This window comes from Pseudoalteromonas sp. SR41-7 (assembly GCF_014163935.1).
GTDB classification, from domain to species: domain Bacteria; phylum Pseudomonadota; class Gammaproteobacteria; order Enterobacterales; family Alteromonadaceae; genus Pseudoalteromonas; species Pseudoalteromonas distincta.
This window is the reverse complement of record NZ_JACJEF010000002.1, coordinates 269,886-289,872: the sequence shown is the minus strand read 5'-3', so window position 1 is coordinate 289,872 and position 19,987 is coordinate 269,886. Positions and strand designations below refer to the sequence as shown.

Genomic DNA, 19,987 nt, shown 5'->3' with positions numbered 1-19,987 from the left:
TAACATAACTGTCACTTTTTTATTCTATTTTAACTAGGCCTGTGGTATAGGTATTCTTGAGGTCAATAAAATCAATAGGAGAAGTTCATGGATAGCCTAAACGATATATTAGAGATATTAGAAGGACCAGATACAACAAGAAAAACCTCTCAAAAAAATAAAAAAAGAAAATGGCGTGAAATAGAAGCAATAAAAGACAAACAGCGCCTACGTAAAGAACTACAAGAACTAGACTACTTTACAGACAGTATTGCAATTGATGAGCTCGATTTTTAATTCAATACGCCCCAACTAAACAAAAAGGCTTCCAGAATCTGGAAGCCTTTTTTAATGGTTTAAACAATTTGAGTTCTTTAGAATAAATTAGATTTGCCAGTTAATTAGCTTATCTTTTTGGGCTTGCAATAACTCATTCGTTTGTGAGAAATGCTTACAACCAAAAAAGCCTCTATGCGCCGAAAGCGGCGATGGGTGCGGCCCTTTTAAAACATGATGGCGAGCGCTATCTATGCCTTTACCTTTTTTTTGTGCATGTGCCCCCCATAAAATAAATACCACACCTTCGCAGTGCTTATTAATATGGGCAATTACATTATCGGTAAATTGCTCCCATCCTAAATGCTTATGTGAATGCGCTTGCCCTTGCTCCACGGTCAATACTGTATTGAGTAAAAACACGCCCTGATCTGCCCAGCTTTGCAGGTAACCATGCTCAGGAATAATAAACCCGCTGATATCGACAGCTAACTCTTTGTACATATTTTTAAGCGACGGTGGCAGCTTTTTTACATCAGGCAATACCGAAAAACACAAGCCATGCGCTTGCCCTTCCCCGTGGTATGGGTCTTGTCCTAAAATTACAACGCGGATGTCATTAAGTGCGGTGGCATCAAAAGCACTAAATACTTGAGCTTCAGGCGGGTAAACAGCAACACCTTCATTGCGGCGATTAGCCACATACTCTAACGTTTGCTGCATGTAAGGTTGCTGTAATTCACTTTCTAAAAATGTAGCCCAATTGCTCATTGTGTACTCTTAATCTGTTTACGTGATGCGTCTATTTTAACACACATATCCGCGAGTCCATCTAGCATGCGCGGAGTAAAACGATGTAATAAATCGGCATTTACGCTAATAAATTGATCATTTTTAACTGCTGGTACTTCTGGCCACTTTTGCCAATTAACAACCGGCTGTGGTGTTTTTGATTTTTCATCAGGGATAATAATAACTTGCGGCTTAGTAACAATAACATTTTCGATACTAATTTGCGGATAATCTGTAACGCTATCGGCAAATACATTACTTACATGGCATGTTTCAATCAGCTGATTTATCCATGTGTTTTTACTTACTGTCATCATGGGCTCAGCCCATAACTGATAAAATCCGGTAATATCTTTTTTATCTTGCTGGCTTTTAACAATCGCGTTTAGTTTTTGTGTAAATGCGCTTGCCGCTTGTTGGCTTTGCTCAATATTCCCTGTAAATTCACCAAAAGTAAGTAACTCGTGGGCTACACCCGCGATTGTGACGGGGTTACTCAAATACACTTTTATACCTAAACGCTCTATTTGGGCTAAATCTTCGCTTTGGTTTCCGCTTTTCCACGCAATTACTAAATCAGGTTTAAGCGCTAATACTTTCTCAAGCGAGATACCGTAATAACCCCCTATGCGCTCAATACTTTGGGCTTCACTTGGGTAGTCGGCGTAATCAACTGTGCCCACAATATTATCGCCCGCCCCTATGGCAAATAGGTTTTCGACAATGTGCGGTGCAAGCGCGATTATTCGCAGTTTTTTAGAATCATTAGCCAGCTCTGCAAGTGCACTGCCCGATACACAAAAAAGCAGCACCCCAATAAAAAACGCTTTAAACATTAGTAATCAAACCCTTCGAGCGCTTTTATGCCTGAGTCGAATGCATGTTTTACATTACGCACTTCACTTACTGTGTCGGCAAGGTCGGTTAAAGTACGATGTGCTGCACGCCCTGTAATAATAACTGACTGCATGGGTGGGCGGTTATTAAGGGCTGTTACTACTTCATCTAAATCAACGTAGCCGTAAGTCACCATATACGTAAGCTCATCAAGTAATACTAAATCAATACTGCTATCAGCAAGCATACGTTTTGACTCTTGCCATGTTGCCTGCGCGGCTGCAGTATCGGCTTCTTTATTTTGCGTATCCCAAGTAAAACCGGTGTTCATTACAACAAACTCAACACCTGCACCTTGTAATAAATTACGCTCGCCACATTCCCACGTACCTTTAATATATTGGCAAACGGCTGCTTTTTTACCATGTCCAACGCAGCGTGCTACAACGCCAAAGCCTGAGGTTGATTTACCTTTACCATTACCGGTAATTACCTGAAAAATACCTTTTACATCTTGTGCGGCGGCAACACGTGCATCCACTTGTTCTTTTACTTTTTGTTGGCGCTGCTTATGCTTATCGTTGTTTTGTTCAGTCATTATTGTGCCCTTCATAAATCGAGATAATTTGCTGTATGTTTAAATGCGTTTCGCACATGGTTGCTAATCGTTCTAACTGCTGCTCGCGGTGAGCGGCAATACTAATTGGGTTAATTGAGGCGCTTGGTTTTACCCATTTTAAAATTTGCGATGTAGCATCGGCTTCATCAAATAAGCCATGTAAATAAGTGCCCGCAATGGCGTTATCATCGCTAATAAAGCCATCAAACGTAAAGCCATGTGGGTGGCTTTCATCAAAGGTTAAAAATGGCTTATTAAGCGCTGCACCTTGGCTAATCCCTACATGTATTTCGTAACCACTACAGGGTGTTGATTGGTTATTTAAAAGCAGTGTAGCGGTTATTTTAGTTAATACTTTTTGTGTTGTTAGCGTGGTTTCAAAATCGCACAGAGCAAGCCCATTTACTTGCTTTAATGATGACTCAATACCCTCGGGATCGTTGAGCGTATTGCCCAGCATTTGCATGCCGCCACAAATACCAAGTACTTTACCACCATAGCGTAAGTGGCGCTTAATTTGAGTGTCCCAGCCTTCATTTTTCAAAAAACTTAAATCACCCAGTACATTTTTACTGCCTGGGAGAATTATCAGATCAACGTCTGGGATCGTTTGCGTATGGCGCACATAATTTATATTAATGTTTGGGTGCAAACGCAGTGCATCAAAATCGGTGTGGTTACTAATGTGGGGTACAAGCAGCACTGCAATATTAATTGTGGCGTTAGTTACGTTATTATCAATTGCGACGGCGTCTTCAGCATCAAGCGCAAGGTCGTGTAAATAAGGTAATACGCCAAGTACGGGTTTGTTTGTGTATTCTTCAAGCCAATCAAGCCCGCCTTGCAGCAAACCTATATCGCCTCTAAAGCGGTTTATAACAAAGCCTTTTACGCGCGCCTGTTCTGACTCGCTTAACAACGCAAGCGTACCTACCAATTGTGCAAACACACCACCTTTATCAATATCAGCAATTATAATTACTGGGCAATCTACCTCTTCGGCGTAACCCATATTGGCAATATCGTTTTCACGCAGGTTTATTTCAGCAGGGCTACCTGCCCCTTCAACGAGGAGTAAATCAAAGCGTTTAGCTAAGCGGTTATGTGAGGTAATTACTGCATCCATCGCCGCTTTTTTATAGTCGTGATATTTGCCCGCTTCCATATTACTAATGGCTCTTCCGTGAATAATCACTTGTGCACCAGTATCGCTATTAGGTTTAAGTAAAATAGGATTAAAGTCTATTTCGGACTCTACTTTAGCTGCTATTGCTTGCAAAGCTTGCGCACGACCAATTTCGCCGCCATCTTTTGTTACTGCGCTATTGAGTGCCATATTTTGTGGTTTAAAAGGCGCAACCTTTACCCCACGCTTAGCAAACACCCTGCAAAGGGCAGCAACTAAAGTGCTTTTACCAGCATCTGATGTAGTGCCTTGCACCATTAAGGTTTTCATGGAATTACACCCTTCGCTTTCTAAAAAACAATAAACTCAAAAAGAACACGCTACCAATAGCTGCAGTAATAACACCTACGGGCAGTTCTTGGTTTTTCAGCAATGAGCGCGAAAGTACATCAACCCACACCATAAATGTACCGCCCACCAAGCTGGTTACCAGTAAGCCAGCGATGGTGCCTTGGGATATAAAAAAGCGCACAATATGCGGCACCATTAATCCTACAAACCCAATACCACCACACATAGCCACCAGCACAGCGGTAATTAATGAGCTTAAAACCAGCATAAGTATTCTAAAGCGCTGAACCCTCACACCTAATGTAATTGCGCTTTCATCGCCCAGTAACATAGCATTTAGCTGCCTTCTAAAGCTCAGCATTACAAACGTACACAATGTAATTACCAATAAAGGCAACCAAAGCGTAGCCCACTGCGCACGCGAAAAGCTGCCCAGTGTCCAAAATAAAATAGCGGCTACCGCCTGAGGGTCGCTCCAATAAAGCAGCAAGCTGGTAAATGCACTAAATAAAAACGACAGAGCAACACCAGCTAATAACATTGATTCTACCTGTGCACTTTGCTGCCTACCTGCAATAAGTATTAATAAACTCATGGCGAGTAAGCTACCCAGCAATGCTGCTGCCGATAACATAAAACCTGCGCTAATACCTGCTAATGCCATAAGTAACACCACGCCAAATGAGGCACCCGACGATATACCAAATAAGTAAGGATCGGCTAAAGGGTTACGCGTTACCGTTTGTAAAATAAGCCCCGCAATTGCTAAGCCAGAGCCGGCTAAAAAGGCGAGTAATGTGCGTGGCATTCTTAGTTCAAAAATAATACGCGAATTAAAAGACGCATCATTTGAGAGTAAAAAGCTATTAAATACATCTTGAAGTGAGGTCTCTGCTGCGCCAAAACTAAGTGCTGCAAATAAGCTAAATAAAGCAGCTGCAGCACTGATAAATAGCGCAAGTGATTGGCGAGTATTAACTGCGCTCATATTATTCGTAACCATAAAAGTAAGTGATATGAGGGATGCTATTTCCCGACTCCGATATTTGCGGGTGGTTATTTACTTGAGCGCAGACACCAAAAACGTCGCCTAGCATGTTTTCGGTTAATACCTCACTTGGCGTACCTGTATGTGTAATTTCACCATTTTTAATAACCACTAGTTCATCGCACATTGCAGAAGCTAAGTTTAAATCGTGAAACGATGCAAACACCGTTACACCCAACGATTTAGCAAGCTCCATTACCTGTATTTGGTATTTAACATCTAAATGGCTAGTTGGTTCGTCCATTATTAACAACTGAGGTTGCTGAACTATGGCGCGGGCTATCAAGGCACGTTGCTTTTCTCCACCCGAAAGTGACTCAAAGCTTTGATCGCTATGATCTGCCAACCCTACAGTGTTGATAGCTTGGGTAATTTTGTGTTTATCAATGTTAGTTACTGAGCTAAATAGCGATTTATGAGGCGTTAGCCCAAGTGCAATAACATCAAATACGCTTAAGTTAAATTGCGACGGGGTTTCTTGTAAAACAACCGCTACTTTTTTTGCGTACTCATCGCTTTTTAGCTGCCAAATATCGGTGTTGTTAAACTCTACAACGCCATTACTGGGTTTATTAAAACGATATAAACAACGCAATAAGCTCGATTTACCTGCGCCATTAGGTCCAATTAAGCCAACAAATTTACCTGTGGTTATTTTAAGGTTTATTTTTTTGAGGATCGTTTTATTGCCAATACCCCACGATACGTTTTTAACGTTTAGTAATGGTATATTTAATGGTGTTTGAGTGTGCAATAGTCAGTCCTAGACGGGATTAAACTCACTAAAATGCGATAAAAATACTAATGCACTACAAGAAAAAATGAGTAAACCCGCTCGTTAAAAGAATTTATACCAATTGCACTAAATTAGTGATTTATTATAGCGACGAAGAAATAGCTTAATAACAAAGCGGAAATTATGACATATACTTGTTCTATATGAATAATTTTTAACGAAGTTAGTAAGTTATTTAATTCGCTAGAAAGATCATGTTTTTAATAAAATTGGTATTATACCATTTGTATCTGACTTAAAGCTTTGCGCTAATTACAGTTGCGGGAACAGTCGAGGACTCGCACCTCATTCCAAATGAAGCTCTATTATGGGCGGCTAAGTAAATAATTTAAAGCAAAAAAAACCGCACTCAAAAGAGCGCGGTTAAAAAGGGAGTGTTTTAACTAATTTAGCGAATAGTTAAAACTTGTATTCCATACCTAAGCCTACGTAGTCTTGGTCAACGTTGTTGTCCATGTCGAAGCTTGAGTAAAAGCCAAATACTTTAATGTTTTTATTTAATTTGTGATCAAGACCAACTGATATTGCTGACTTATCGTCGCTGTCGTCAAAGTCCATGTCTTGGTATTGCAATTTAAATGTGTTGTTACCCATGCTGTAAGCTGCATTTAATAGATAACCATCCGCTTCTGCGCTGCCGTCAACTTTTTCTTGTGTTTGGTACATTGCACCTAACTTAAAGTTTTCAACTTTACCTTGGATTGACGCGCGTAATACATCGTAGCCATTTACTTCACTATCGGCTGCGATAGAGGCATATACTGCGCTCTTTTTAAGTGCCACGTCACCGTAAGTAACCGCCATTGAGTAACCGTTATCAGCGTCTACATCATCTTCAGCTACAAAAGTAGCAAGTACTTTAAAACCTTCGTATGAGTTTGATGAATAACTAACAGTATTCCCTAAACGGTTTTCACCTTTAAATACATTTTTAATATCACCTTCAAGGTCGTTAAACAAGTCTAACTTACCTTGAGATTGTTTAAGCGCAGTATCGTTACGACCAATAACCACTTGGCCAAACGCACCTTTTAAACCAACGTATTGGTTACGCGCAGAAATATTGTCGTCGTTATCGCCTTTTGAATCAGCATCAGACACATCAACTTGAAACTCAAACTTATATACCGCTTCTAAACTATCATTTATTTTTTCAGAACCTTTAACACCAAGACGAGATGCATTACTTTTTATCTCAGTAAAAGATCCTTCGCCGTCATCAGATGATTGCACTGTTACATTCGCTTTACCGTAAATGTCTACATCGGCAAGTGCATTAAAAGATAAACCACTTAATAGTGCTAAGCATAAGCTCGATTTTACAAATTTCATGTTATTTCCTTGGATAATCACAAAAGACTAATTTTTAAAACTGCTGCATTTTGTCACCGCTAAATGACAGTAATATTACAATGGAAATATTAATGTCTTTTTTTATTAATAAAAATGCATTAAATTTGAAATCAAAATAACATGAAAGCCTAATAAACGGCCGAACTTACTTACTTTTCTTTAATGACAAGCTTGGGGTCATTTGCGATAGTAAATTAACTAAGGTTTCTATTAACTCTTTTTGCTCGTTGTCTCTGTGATACGCTATAAACACGTCTCGCGAGGTATTTTCTACATCTTTAACATGAAACAGTTCACCTTTTTCTAAATGCCCTTCTACCAATACTTGAGGTATAAATGCACTGCCGCCACATTGCAGTATTAAATCAAGTGCAATACGTCCTGTGCTGGTTCTAAAATAAGGCGGTGTTTTACCGGTAAACTGACGCGCATGCCAAAGTGAGAAAGTAGTTCCCCAATCAACATATACATACTGATTATCAAAAAAGTTTTCGTTCGTTGCAGTGTCGTATCCGCTTACGGGAATGATTGGCAACTCACAGATTCGCTCTACCACTAGCTCGTCTACTTTTGGTGGATCAAACAATATTGCCAAATCAAGCGTGCGTTCTAATAACAGCCGAGTGCTTTCTTGTTGTGCTTTAACTTCTGCGACTAATGACACGCCCGGCATCGCCGATACAATATTTGTTATACCAAACTGTAAAAAAGCATCCCAAATATTAGGCGTTCCTGCTAAGCTAATTTGCTTATGCATATTATCGGCAAGCGCAACATCCACTTTGGCGCGTTGCATGCCCGTAATAATCATTTGTGCATGGGGTAATAAGCGCTCGCCAGGTGCTGTAAGTTGAATGTTATTACGCTGGCGAATAAACAAATTAACACCAAGTCCTTGCTCTAATTGGCGAATTCTAAAGCTCACTGCAGACTGCGTAATATAAAGGTTTTCGGCCGCTTTACCAAAGTGACGCGTACGCACTACCTCAACAAATGTTTTTAATAAATCGATATCCAATTTTTTATCCTCACGATAAAAATAATTTGTTTAATAAATTGCCAAACTTGCATCATACTCCAGCTAATTACTAAGGTATGAGGATAAAGCTATGAGCAATAACATTTCATTACTACGCCAAGCATTTGTTAGCCAACGTCAATTTTATGATGATCAAAACTTTCCACGAGGCTTTAGCCGCAGCGGAAACTTCACCTTATTAGAAGCCAGCATACTTGAACAACACGGAGTTGTTTTAAAAGGCTTATACAGTAAAACAATTGAGCCGCAAAACGAACACCAAGAAAAGTTTGTAGCAGTCGTAACTGGCTCACAAGAACCTACCAACCCAATCGAACGAGCTTGGGTAAAATACTTAAAACTAACGACCTGCAAAACTAAGTTTCATACTTTATTTGGCCGTTCAAAAATGTCGAGCCCGGCGCCGATTAGCCAAGAGTATTATTCAGAAGCGGATAATCTGTAAGTATTTAAGTTATTTGCTTTTTTGCGTTTTAGCAGTTACAACTTGTATAAGCAAATATTTTTGCAAAATATATATAGGGTTGTTCCGTGACGCGAAAAATACTAATAGTTGAAGATACACCTGCCATGGCGCGAGTGCAAAAGCACATCGCGCTTAAGGCTGGTTATGAAGTTGATATAGCTGAGTCATTAGCGCAAACAAAAGAGCTTATAAGTAAAAATAGCTATTTTTGCGCTGTAGTTGACTTCATATTACCTGATGCCCCATTAGGTGAGGCAATACCTTGTACTATTAATGCAGACATTCCAACTATTGTAATGACGGGCAATATTGATAAAAAAACTCGCGACACTGTAGAAAAATACCCAATCATCGATTACATCATTAAAGAAAATAAACAAGCTTATCAGTACCTCGAAAAACAGTTACAGCGCCTGCCTCGCAACGAAAATGTAAAAGTACTCGTTGTTGACGACTCTAAATCGACCCGACGATACATTTGTAGTTTATTAGTGCGCCATAAGTATCAAATTATTGAAGCACAAGACGGACAAGAAGCGTTAAACCTGCTTGAAGCTTCACCTGATATTTCAGTTATTATTACTGATAATGAAATGCCCAATATGAATGGCGATGAACTATGTAGCGAGATTCGCCGCTTATACAGCAATGATGAAAAAGCTATTATTGGTATTTCGGGTTCTGACTCTGTAGGGCTTTCTAGTTTATTTTTAAAAAATGGCGCAAACGATTATTTGCACAAACCTTTTAATAGCGAAGAGTTTTACTGCAGGCTTAGTCAAAACGTCGATATGTTAGACCTTATAGCCACCATAAGGCGACAAGCCAACACGGATTATTTAACTAATTTACCAAATCGTCGTTACTTTTTTGAAGAAGCTGAAAAATCATTAAAGCAAATAAAACATACTAAAGGTGACGGTGCTTTAGCTATGCTTGATATTGATCACTTTAAATCAATTAACGATACATACGGACACGATGTTGGCGACGAAGTATTAAAAGGGCTCTCTATTTGCTTCAGTAAATACTTTAAAAAGCACTTAGTAGCGCGCTTAGGTGGTGAAGAGTTTGCAGTTTATTTTATAGATGCAGATAAACAAGAAGCCCTTAAACGCCTTGAAGGCTTTAGGTATTTTATAGAAATGAATAGCCAAGAGTTTAGTAAAGCTAAAATAAAATTCACCATTTCTATTGGCTTTGCAAACGGGCCTGTTTATCAAATTGATGAACTTTTAAAACAGGCCGACTTAAAGCTTTACGACGCTAAAGAATCTGGTCGTAATAAAGTAGTTAGTTAACCATTTTATTAGTTAATTATACTTCTGCGGCTGTAATAGCCGCTTTTTTACGTTTGCGTGATTGATGGTAAGAGTCCCAACTAAAAATAGCCAGTGCACTCCAAATACATGCAAATGTTACTACCCGCTCTGCATCAAACACTTCACCATAAAACACCACAGCTAGTATAAACATTAAGCTTGGCCCAATGTATTGAAAAAAGCCAAGTGTAGTATATTGCAAACGCTTAGCTGCACCGGTAAAACACAGCAGTGGTAATGTAGTTACAATACCTGCACTAATCAGTAGTACATTAGTATGCCAATCATTAGCTGGCAGGCTTGATGTTGCTGTAGGCACCATTAACCACCAATAAATAAGTGCGACAGGCAGTAATATAAGTGCTTCGAGTAAAATGCCAGGCAAGGCTTCAACTGGTAACTTTTTACGTAATAAACCATAAAGTGCAAATGATATAGCCAGTGAAAAGGCAACTACCGGAAACGAGCCAAAACTAATTAGCTGCAGCACTACACCGCTAAAGGCAAGGGCTACTGCTACGCCTTGGAACTTACGCAGGCGTTCGCCTAAAAAAAGCATACCCAGTAATACATTTAAAAGAGGATTTATGTAATAGCCCAAGCTTGCATCAAGCATGTGGTTATTATTTATAGCCCATATAAATAAACCCCAATTAAACCCAAGCAGTGCAGAGGTTATAACAAGCATAAGCAAAAGCTTAGGTTGAACGATAATGCGTTTAATTTTACCCCAATACCGTAAAACACTTACTACCAATACTAAAAACACAACCGACCAAATAACCCGATGCATTAAAATTTCAAAAGCAGAAACATGCTGAATCAACTTAAAGTATATTGGCGCAAGGCCCCACATTAAAAAAGCAAGACAAGCAAAAATAGCACCTTTACGCTGCTCAGTATCAATCGACATAATACACACTTAGTGATTTAAAAGGCCGCTAGTTTACTTGCCATACGCGTTTTATCCAACTAAATACGTGCCGGTTCCAAAAGCAATTTGAACAGACTGTTCGTTATGTAATTCCATTCTGCATACACATACTTTATTACCTGAACGAATAAGTGTTGCGCTGGCAGTAAAGCTCTCTCCTTTACCAGGGCGCAAATAATCAGTACGTAAGTCGATAGTCCCAAGCGTGGCTAATTTTGTTTGCACGCTTGTAATATCTAAATCGGTGAGTTTATCAATTACACTTGCTGCAGCGAGCATACCGCCTACATTATCAAGTACGGCTGAAATAACACCACCATGGAGTATTTTTTGCGCAGGGTTACCAATTAGTACATCCTGCCACGGGAACGTAATTTTAGCCTGTTCAGGGCTTAACGACTCAACCGATATTTGTAAAAACTGGTTAAACGGCATGCCATTTACAAATAACGCGCCCACTTGTTCAATTAACATTTCTTTATTCATTATTATTCTCTATGTCAAAACAGGTAAGATGAGTAAAACATACATAGTGTAAAACTACGAGACTCCACTTAAATAATTTATCAAGTAACTCAGCTAAAGACATCTCACTAAAAAACCACTAAAATACCCGCCAATGAATACATCAACTCCACCTTCTAGCACCCTTGTGCGTAAACCCGAAACTGTCCTCAAACAAGTGTTTGGCTACAGTGAATTTCGCGACGGTCAAAAAGCAGTTATTGATGCCGCTATTAACGGTCAAGACTCGCTTGTATTGCTTCCTACTGGCGGCGGAAAATCGGTGTGCTACCAAATCCCTGCTTTAGTACTCGAAGGCGTAACCATTGTTATATCTCCGCTTATATCGCTAATGCAAGATCAGGTAACGCAACTGCAAGCTCTTGGGGTAAAAGCCGCTTACGTTAATAACAGCTTAGCACGAGAAGAACAGCAATTGGTGTATCAACAGCTTCATCAGGGGCAAATTAAGCTCTTATATGTGGCGCCTGAAAAAGTATTACAACACGAATTTTTAGAGCGTTTATCGCATTTAAATGTGAGTTTATTTGCTATTGACGAAGCGCACTGTGTGTCGCATTGGGGTCATGACTTTAGACCTCATTACTTTCGCTTAAACGAATTAAAGCAACGTTTTGCACATGTCCCAATGATGGCATTAACCGCCACCGCCGATAAAGCCACACGGTTTGATATAGTTGAGCAATTAAAACTACAACAGCCTTATATTCATACTGGCAGCTTTGATCGCCCCAATATTCGTTACACCATAGAAGAAAAATTTAAACCTATGGTGCAATTGCTTCGCTACCTAAAGGAGCAAAAAAGCCAAAGCGGTATCATTTATTGCACCAGCCGTAAACGCGTAGACGACATTGCTGAAAAGCTTGCAGATGCAGGACTAAACGCTGCCGCTTATCATGCTGGTATGAGTAACGAGCAACGACAATTTGTACAAACCGGGTTTGCCCGTGACGATATACAGATAGTGGTCGCAACCGTTGCTTTTGGTATGGGCATAAACAAGCCTAATGTGCGTTTTGTACTGCATTACGATATTCCAAAAAGTATAGAGTCGTACTATCAAGAAACTGGTCGAGCTGGGCGAGATGGACTTGCCGCAGAAGCTATAATGTATTTTGACCCAGCTGATATAGGTCGCGTAAGGCGCTTTTTTGAAGACATAGACGACGAACAACGCCGCCGCGTAGAAGAACAACGCTTTAACGCAATGGCAAGCTTTGCCGAAGCGCAAACATGTCGTCGTCAAATATTACTTAACTATTTTAGTGAATATCAACGCGAACCTTGTGGCAACTGCGATATTTGCTTAAATCCGCCAAAAAGCTTTGATGGTACGTTAGTCGCTCAGCAAGCACTTTCGTGTGTATACAGAGCGGGACAACGTTTTGGACTTGGTTATATTGTTGAATTACTTCGCGGTGCAAACACGAGCCGCATCCGCGATAATAATCATCATGAGTTAAGTACTTACGGCATAGGTAAAGATAAAAGCAGTGAGTTTTGGCTCAGTATTTTACGTCAACTTATTCATCAAGGCTTACTTAGCCAAGATATAACACAAGGTGCGTCACTTAGATTAACAGAAGCCGCGCGTGTAATTTTAAAAGGTGAATACGCACTGCAATTAGCCGAGCCACGCCTACAAGCCAAACACGTTTATCAAGATAAGTTAGCGCAATTTAATTACGACAAAAAACTCTTTGCTCGCCTGCGCGCACTTCGTAAAGAACTTGCTGATGCCGACGATGTGCCACCTTATGTGGTATTTAATGATAAAACGTTAGCCGAAATGGCGCAGCTTATGCCAACAAACGACAGTGAATTTTTAAAGGTCTCAGGTGTTGGTTTTACTAAGTTAAATAAGTACGGCGGCGAATTTTTAACGGCAATTCGACACTACCTAGCTACTAATTAAGAGCATCATGACCCAAATAGAATATGACCATACACACAAATGTATTTTGATTAATCCCATTGAGCTACCAAACGATGAAGACTTTGAGCTGTGGAGTACATTATTTTTACACTCAGACGAAGTAACACTCAATGAGTACTCTGCTGGCGCCGATCGCCATCAAGTTCGCTTTACCTATAATCATCAAACCTTTAATTTAAACTATGAGCATTACAGCCAAAGCATCTGGATTAATGCCGAAGGTCATGAAGCTGAACACTTACTCGCCGCTTTAGCATTTTATTTAAGCTAGCTTTTAATGCCTAGCGCATAGGTCGCTGCAAACCAGCTGGCTATTAACAAAAGTGAATATGGGTAACAATTAATTAATTTCAAAATCCATACCTTTTACTTACATTATAATAACAATGATGTAAGCTGATATTACGATAGTCATTTGCTACGTAGCAGTAAGAGGTTTAATGGTGAGCAAGAAATGGATAGCACAATGTTGTATTAGTTTAACGGTTTTAAGCTTTTATGTGCCTAAAACGTTCGCACAACAATCTTCAATGAAAACTGATAACTGCCTTGTAGAACAGACAGATTTAAGCACAAATAAAAACCTACGCCGAGAAGTTCAAGACAAAACAACCCTCACGCACAGTAATAGTAACGCTAAAATAGCCTCAATAAAGCTCAAGCAACTTAATGTATTTAATACTGAGCTTGAAGAGGAAAATAATGCTTTATTCCGTTTTGCTAATCGCGCTCACATTCAAACAGAGCCCGATGTCATTAATAACCTTTTATTATTCTCCCCAGGTGACAAGTACGACGCTAAAAAGCTCGCAGAATCTGAGCGTTTACTTCGCAAAGAAAGCTACTTATATGATGCACAAATTAGTGCTACCGAAAACTGCGACGGCGACGTTAATGTAGAAGTGGTTACCCGTGATTTATGGACACTTTTACCTGAAGTGAACTTTAGTCGAAGCGGTGGAGAAAACAAATCGAGTATAGGTTTTAGAGAATCTAACCTGCTTGGGTGGGGTAAGCGCCTTTCTTTTTCGCGCACCACTGACAGCGATCGCAGCGGTTACTTATTTGTTTACGACGATCCGAATATTTTATCTACTCGCTACCGAGGCCGTTTAGAATACGCCGATAACAGCGACGGCAAGCGCCATTTGCTTGAGCTAACCTATCCATTTTACGCAATTGACACCCCCTTTAGTTACGGTATTTTAAGCTATTCTGAGCAGCGCGAAGAGTCACTATATAAACGCGGCGAAGAGTTTAGCGAATTTGATCAAACTACTGATTTAAACCGTGTATTTATAGGACACTCTAAAGCGCTTAATAATAATTGGACCCAGCGACTAACGTTAGGCTATACCGATGAGCAACATACCTTTGAAGCTATAGACACTACATTTGCACCACTTGCCGATGACAGAAGCTTAAGTTATCCCTTTATAAGCGGCCATTGGTTTGAAGATAACTACATAAAAGTACGCAACTTCGACAGTATATCTCGCACTGAGGATTTAAATTTAGGTTGGAATATTAAAAGCTTAATTGGCTATTCAGATGAGTCCTTAAGTAATGACGACAGCCGCGCGGTGTATTCTTTTAACTTTAAAAAAGCCCACTTTACTAACGATAATACTTTATGGCGTTTTAGTGCTGATATTGATGGCTATTGGAATAAAGAACAGAAAAAACTCGAAAACTTTATGGCCACCAGCCAAGTACAATATTATTTAAATACCAGTGAAGACCAATCTTGGTATGTTAAAGCCCGCGTGCAATACGCCAAAAACCTGACTGCTGATCAACAGCTTACTTTAGGTGGCGAAACAGGCCTGCGTGGTTACCCGATGGATTATCAACATGGCGACCGCAGCTTTTTAGTTAATTTAGAAAAGCGCTATTACTGGGAGTACGATTTACTGCAACTATTTAAAGTGGGTGGCGCAGCTTTTGTAGATGTAGGCAGAGCATGGTTTAACGATGAAGATAACGGTGAAAATGCACATGTATTGAAAAATGTAGGCGTTGGTCTGCGTTTGGCACCGAGTCGCGCAAACTCAGGAACCATGATCCACATTGATATTGCCGCCCCTGTTGATAGCTACGACGATGTAGACTCAGTCCAGTGGCTAGTAAGCGTTAAAAACACTTTTTAAATAATACAAACACGTTAAACTAATACCAATTGCATTAAATTGTTATGAAAGTTCAGGACCTAATGTGGAAATAATAGAAGTTTTAGAATTGTTTGCATCACAATATAAGTTAGTTGTAACTATAATCGCTATTTTGGTTTTCCCTCTTCTATTAAAAATAACCAAAAAACTACTCGAAAAAGCGATTAAAGGCAAAGTAGATTTACACCGAAAATACCGTGCAGAGCTTTTACTAAAAATTATACTCGCCTTTGTAGTACTGTGTTTGGTTTTAGTATTTTGGGGGATAGAGCTGCGTGGTTTATTGGTTTTAGGCTCTTCTTTATTTGCCATGTTAGGGGTAGCGCTTTTTGCCGCTTGGTCATTATTGAGTAATCTCACCGCATTTTTACTGATGTTTATTCAAAACGATTGCCGCGTTGGTTATTGGGTACGAATTATTGATGGTGCGAATCATGTTGAAGGGCGCATTGTTGAAATGGGCTTAATGAATGTAGTACTTGAACATATTGATGGGCACCGTGTAATTTACCCTAACAATTTATTTGTGACCCGTCCTGTCATGGTTTTAAATAAAGAACCAAAGCCAACTAAAACCCCTGTTATAAAGCGTATTATTGGTCCTAAAAAAACATAGTTTAAAAAGCATCGTTGATAAAGCAATGTCCACAAAAAAGCCGCAGTAAGTAATTACCTACTGCGGCTTTTTAATGCTTAGCTAAACAGAATTTAGTTTAGCTATTAGTTATTTAGTTCAGCTGTTTTAAGCTCGTCATCTAAATCATTTATCTCATCAATAAAGTTCTCTAGTTGCTGCTCTACTAAACTATTGTCGTTTGCAAAGTAAGCAAGGTGGAATACCGCATCACCTTCATTTACCAATGGCATCGTTTGCTGACCAATAACAATACCGCCTTTAGGCGCTAAAAGCTCAAGCTCAGAATCCCCTAGAGGGCTACTTATATATGCAAGCACTTGCCCTTTAGTTACATGCTCCCCTAGTGATACTTGTGCACGCACAATGCCATCAACCTCTGCACGTATCCAACTAGTCGAACCTGCAATAATAGGATCTGGTAACTTTTTAGGGCGCTTGCCACGGATCATTTTTAAATGGCGCATAACATAATCAACGCCCTGCACACCTGCCGCAATAGCGATAGGATCAAAGCGTAGCGCTTCGCCTGCTTCATAAGTAATAACAGGTATACCTAAATTTGCGGCTTCACTGCGTAATGAACCATTACGAAGGGATGCATTTATAACCGCCGGCGTACCAAATGCTTTAGCCATTTCAGCGGTTGCTTCATCTTCTAAATTAGCGCGAATTTGCGGCAAATTAGTACGATGAATAGCGCCAGTATGCAAATCAATAATGTGAGTACAATGTACTGCCACTTGATTAAAAAACATATAAGCCATACGCCCAGCTAATGAACCACGTTCAGAACCTGGGAAGCTGCGATTCATATCGCGTCTATCTGGTAAATAACGCGATTTGTGAATAAAGCCAAACACATTCACAATAGGCACAGCGATTATTGTTCCGCGCAATTGGCTTGGATCTATTTTAGCAAGTAACTGACGCACAACTTCTACACCATTTAGCTCATCACCATGAATAGCCGCACACACCATAAGCACAGGGCCTTCCATTACACCATTAACCACTTCAATAGGAATATTAAGTGGTGAATGGGTGTAAAGCTTAGCTGCTTCTAAGGCAAGCGTTTTACGCTCGCCTACGCCTACATTTTCTCCTAATAAGGAAAAAGGACGGTTAATTTTAACCTTTGCCACGTGTTGCTGTTCCTTTACTTGAGGCATTTTTTTCGATGAAATCAATTACCATACCTGCAATATCTTTACCTGTTGCTATTTCAATGCCCTCTAAACCTGGTGATGAGTTAACTTCCATCACAAGTGGCCCACGAGATGAGCGAAGTAAATCAACTCCCGCTACATTTAAGCCCATTGATTTAGCCGCTGCTACTGCCGTTTTACGTTCCTCTGGAGTAATGCGAACTAATGTAGCGCTACCACCACGGTGAAGGTTAGAGCGGAACTCACCTTCTTGTGCTTGGCGCTTCATTGCTGCGATTACTTTGTCGCCTAGTACAAAACAACGTATGTCTGCACCACCCGCTTCTTTAATATATTCTTGAACCATAATATTGGCTTTTAAGCCCATAAACGCTTCAATAACACTTTCAGCTGCTTTGCGTGTTTCAGCAAGTACGACACCAATGCCTTGTGTGCCTTCAAGTAATTTAATTACAACAGGTGCACCGCCTACCATTTCTAGTAAGTCTTTTACGTCATCGGGTTTGCTGGCAAAACCTGTTACTGGCATACCAACGCCTTTGCGCGAAAGTAACTGAAGTGAACGTAATTTATCGCGCGAACGAGAAATAGCGACTGATTCGTTTACAGGATAAACACCCATCATTTCAAACTGACGAAGTACCGAACAGCCATAAAATGTAACCGATGCACCAATACGCGGGACAATTGCGTCAAATTCTTTTAAGTTTTCACCGCGATAGTGAATTTCTGGTTGCTCAGAGTTGATATTCATATAACAACGCAATGCATCAATCACTTTAACTTCGTGGCCGCGTGCTTCTGCTGCCTCAATTAAGCGACGTGTTGAATATAGCTTTCTGTTACGAGATAAAATACCGATTTTCATAGTTAAACCTTACGACCTAATAGTTGAGATAAAGCCGGGTCAACGACTATACGATTTTCCATGGCTGTACGCCCTAATAACATTCTAAACTTCATTGTTGCACGGCTTGTTAAAGTAAGCTCGATAGGCCAGCTATGCTCGCCTGCATGTAATGTAGTTTCTATAAAGTAGCGTAGCTCTTTTTGCCCACTTGAGCTGGTTACGTACTTCATTTTCTTAACTTTTGCATTGCAAGTGACTTGCGTTTGCTCATCATCTTGCAGTGGTTGGGCCGTAAATTTAACCCATTTTTCTGAGTCAACTTCGTATTCTTCAATGTTAATTGCATGAATACATGAAGTGCGAGCGCCAGTATCAATTTTTGCTTTTATCTCGTTAATACCAAGCTCAGGTAAACTTAACCACTCACGCCAACCAACTGTGATCTTTGCTGTCATAAATGTGCCCTTAATAAAAAAGTGACTTATACGCTACAGACCAAAAAACACCAACGAAATAAATTTATCTAGTCGATTAGTAAATTAAATTGATCTTTTTAAGCAACTGGTCACACAATGCACGCCTTGCTAAGCCGTACTTTAATGCCACTTTGCTCAACACAGAGGCTCTGCATATATTTTGCTATTTAAGCTTAACTTATTAAAAGTAAAGGTAAGCCTGTAAGCAACTAAGTAGATACACTATAGTTAACAGTATTAAAAATACACTATTATGAGAACTAATTATGATTAATGGTTTACTACATGCACTTGTACTTGATGGACAAGGCGGCGCTCGTCCTATTGGAAGCACTAATGAGCTAAATAGCTGGCAACCAAGCCAAGGTAAACTTTGGGTGCACATGGATTATAGCCAAAGTGAGGCAGTTGAATGGCTCAAGGCACAGCCTCATTTAAACGATTACGAACTAGAGTCTTTAATTGCTGACGAAACACGCCCACGTATTACGGCTACAACTAACGGGCACATGTTATTTTTACGTGGTGTAAATTTAAATCCAGCACAAAGCCCTGAAGACATGGTTTCAATTCGTTTATTTATTAGCGAAGACATTCTTATTACTACCCGTAAGCGCCGTTTATTATCGGTGCAAGATACGCTCGCCTGTTTAAATGAAAATAAAGGCCCATGCAACATTTCTGAATTAGTGTGCTCTATTACACAAAAATTAACCTCACGTATGCAAAGCGTTATTGACTCACTAGATGAAACACTCGACGAGTTTGAAGAAGAAATAGATGAACCAAGTAAAAGGTTTGACAACCAAGGCTTATCACAATTGCGACGCCAAACTATTGCCTTAAAACGTTATTTAAAACCGCAAAAAGAAGCCCTTAGCTCAATGGTAAATAACCACTACCTATGGTTATTAGATGACGATAAAGCAAAACTTAATGAAACCACCAACTTATTAATTCGTTATCTTGAAGAGCTAGATAGTTCAATTGAGCGTGCGCAAATTATTCAGCAAACAATCACTAACCAAGTTTCTGAGCAGTTAAACCAGCGAATGTATGTTATGTCTGTAGTGGCAGCACTTTTTTTACCACTGGGCTTTTTAACGGGGCTTTTAGGTGTAAACGTAGGAGGCATTCCTGGTACAGAGAGCCCTTATGCGTTTAGTGCTTTTGTCATATTTTTAATTGTGCTCACTGGCGGTATTGGTGTGTATTTTAAAAATAAAAAATGGCTGTAAATTAAAACGCATATTTAATATGGCCACTCAATTGAGTGGCCATAATT

The 19,987-nt window shown here is 39.8% G+C and carries 21 protein-coding genes and 1 riboswitch; of the genes, 8 read left to right on the top strand and 13 right to left on the bottom strand.

Annotated elements, in window-relative coordinates:
- The first annotated feature begins 87 nt into the window (after positions 1–87).
- The gene (locus tag H5092_RS04030; protein WP_002961395.1) at positions 88–276 is read left to right on the top strand and encodes a DUF3545 family protein; all 189 of its coding nucleotides are present in this window, start codon (positions 88–90) and stop codon (positions 274–276) included.
- Between the two features lie 87 nt (positions 277–363).
- Here H5092_RS04030 and ung read toward each other — a convergent pair whose 3' ends face one another.
- The 8 genes from ung to H5092_RS03990 form a co-directional block, all read right to left on the bottom strand.
- The gene (gene ung, locus H5092_RS04025; protein WP_024604200.1) at positions 364–1,026 is read right to left on the bottom strand and encodes a uracil-DNA glycosylase; all 663 of its coding nucleotides are present in this window, start codon (positions 1,024–1,026) and stop codon (positions 364–366) included.
- A complete protein-coding gene (locus tag H5092_RS04020; RefSeq protein WP_182732938.1) occupies positions 1,023–1,883 on the bottom strand; it encodes a cobalamin-binding protein in 861 nt (286 codons plus the stop codon). The genes ung and H5092_RS04020 overlap by 4 nt, the downstream gene beginning before the upstream one ends.
- Positions 1,883–2,482 (bottom strand): cob(I)yrinic acid a,c-diamide adenosyltransferase, encoded by a 600-nt coding sequence (cobO, locus tag H5092_RS04015; RefSeq protein WP_007376484.1) that lies wholly within the window; start codon positions 2,480–2,482, stop codon positions 1,883–1,885. The genes H5092_RS04020 and cobO overlap by 1 nt, the downstream gene beginning before the upstream one ends.
- Positions 2,475–3,959 (bottom strand): cobyric acid synthase, encoded by a 1,485-nt coding sequence (locus H5092_RS04010; protein ID WP_182732937.1) that lies wholly within the window; start codon positions 3,957–3,959, stop codon positions 2,475–2,477. The genes cobO and H5092_RS04010 overlap by 8 nt, the downstream gene beginning before the upstream one ends.
- A 4-nt stretch (positions 3,960–3,963) precedes the next feature.
- Entirely contained in the window at positions 3,964–4,968 is a 1,005-nt protein-coding gene (locus tag H5092_RS04005) for an iron ABC transporter permease (protein WP_165724264.1), read from the bottom strand.
- Position 4,969: 1 nt separating this feature from the next.
- Positions 4,970–5,782, bottom strand: coding sequence for an ABC transporter ATP-binding protein (locus H5092_RS04000; RefSeq protein ID WP_182732936.1), 813 nt, complete (start codon positions 5,780–5,782; stop codon positions 4,970–4,972).
- A gap of 245 nt (positions 5,783–6,027) precedes the next feature.
- A riboswitch (cobalamin riboswitch) is annotated at positions 6,028–6,162 on the bottom strand.
- Between the two features lie 61 nt (positions 6,163–6,223).
- A complete protein-coding gene (locus H5092_RS03995) occupies positions 6,224–7,156 on the bottom strand; it encodes a porin (RefSeq protein ID WP_182694193.1) in 933 nt (310 codons plus the stop codon).
- Positions 7,157–7,322: 166 nt separating this feature from the next.
- Positions 7,323–8,195 carry a LysR family transcriptional regulator gene (locus H5092_RS03990; RefSeq protein WP_024596245.1) on the bottom strand — a complete coding sequence of 291 codons (873 nt, stop codon included), beginning with the start codon at positions 8,193–8,195 and terminating at the stop codon, positions 7,323–7,325.
- A 91-nt stretch (positions 8,196–8,286) separates the two neighbouring features.
- On the opposite strand from H5092_RS03990, the gene H5092_RS03985 reads away from it, so the two are divergent.
- Together H5092_RS03985 and H5092_RS03980 are read left to right on the top strand one after the other, a co-directional pair.
- On the top strand, positions 8,287–8,661 hold the full coding sequence (locus H5092_RS03985) for a DUF413 domain-containing protein (protein ID WP_182732935.1): 375 nt from the start codon (positions 8,287–8,289) through the stop codon (positions 8,659–8,661).
- A gap of 86 nt (positions 8,662–8,747) precedes the next feature.
- Positions 8,748–9,983 (top strand): response regulator, encoded by a 1,236-nt coding sequence (locus H5092_RS03980; protein ID WP_024605056.1) that lies wholly within the window; start codon positions 8,748–8,750, stop codon positions 9,981–9,983.
- Positions 9,984–9,999: 16 nt separating this feature from the next.
- On the opposite strand, the gene rarD is transcribed toward H5092_RS03980, so the two are convergent.
- Positions 10,000–10,917 carry an EamA family transporter RarD gene (gene rarD / locus H5092_RS03975; RefSeq protein WP_039488332.1) on the bottom strand — a complete coding sequence of 306 codons (918 nt, stop codon included), beginning with the start codon at positions 10,915–10,917 and terminating at the stop codon, positions 10,000–10,002.
- A 51-nt stretch (positions 10,918–10,968) separates the two neighbouring features.
- On the bottom strand, positions 10,969–11,424 hold the full coding sequence (locus H5092_RS03970; protein WP_024596241.1) for a thioesterase family protein: 456 nt from the start codon (positions 11,422–11,424) through the stop codon (positions 10,969–10,971).
- Between the two features lie 133 nt (positions 11,425–11,557).
- Here H5092_RS03970 and recQ point away from each other — a divergent pair, with 133 nt between their 5' ends.
- The 4 genes from recQ (at position 11,558) to H5092_RS03950 (ending at position 16,189) form a co-directional block, all read left to right on the top strand.
- Entirely contained in the window at positions 11,558–13,381 is a 1,824-nt protein-coding gene (gene recQ / locus H5092_RS03965) for a DNA helicase RecQ (protein ID WP_024605058.1), read from the top strand.
- A gap of 7 nt (positions 13,382–13,388) precedes the next feature.
- A complete protein-coding gene (locus tag H5092_RS03960) occupies positions 13,389–13,673 on the top strand; it encodes a DUF3630 family protein (protein ID WP_002961372.1) in 285 nt (94 codons plus the stop codon).
- Positions 13,674–13,842: 169 nt separating this feature from the next.
- Entirely contained in the window at positions 13,843–15,552 is a 1,710-nt protein-coding gene (locus H5092_RS03955; RefSeq protein ID WP_182671485.1) for a BamA/TamA family outer membrane protein, read from the top strand.
- Between the two features lie 64 nt (positions 15,553–15,616).
- Positions 15,617–16,189 (top strand): mechanosensitive ion channel domain-containing protein, encoded by a 573-nt coding sequence (locus H5092_RS03950; protein ID WP_138489650.1) that lies wholly within the window; start codon positions 15,617–15,619, stop codon positions 16,187–16,189.
- Between the two features lie 104 nt (positions 16,190–16,293).
- Here H5092_RS03950 and H5092_RS03945 read toward each other — a convergent pair whose 3' ends face one another.
- Genes H5092_RS03945 through H5092_RS03935 form a run of 3 tightly spaced genes read right to left on the bottom strand, consistent with a single transcriptional unit; the run spans position 16,294 to position 18,681 of the window.
- Positions 16,294–17,352, bottom strand: coding sequence for a succinylglutamate desuccinylase/aspartoacylase family protein (locus tag H5092_RS03945; RefSeq protein WP_002961978.1), 1,059 nt, complete (start codon positions 17,350–17,352; stop codon positions 16,294–16,296).
- Positions 17,339–18,244 carry a 30S ribosomal protein S6--L-glutamate ligase gene (gene rimK / locus H5092_RS03940; protein WP_002961977.1) on the bottom strand — a complete coding sequence of 302 codons (906 nt, stop codon included), beginning with the start codon at positions 18,242–18,244 and terminating at the stop codon, positions 17,339–17,341. Before rimK ends, H5092_RS03945 begins: the two co-directional genes overlap by 14 nt.
- A gap of 2 nt (positions 18,245–18,246) precedes the next feature.
- Entirely contained in the window at positions 18,247–18,681 is a 435-nt protein-coding gene (locus H5092_RS03935) for an ATP-dependent zinc protease (protein WP_002961974.1), read from the bottom strand.
- Positions 18,682–18,968: 287 nt separating this feature from the next.
- On the opposite strand from H5092_RS03935, the gene H5092_RS03930 reads away from it, so the two are divergent.
- Positions 18,969–19,940: a zinc transporter ZntB gene (locus tag H5092_RS03930; protein WP_182732934.1), complete on the top strand. Its 972-nt coding sequence runs from the start codon at positions 18,969–18,971 to the stop codon at positions 19,938–19,940.
- Positions 19,941–19,987 lie beyond the last annotated feature (47 nt).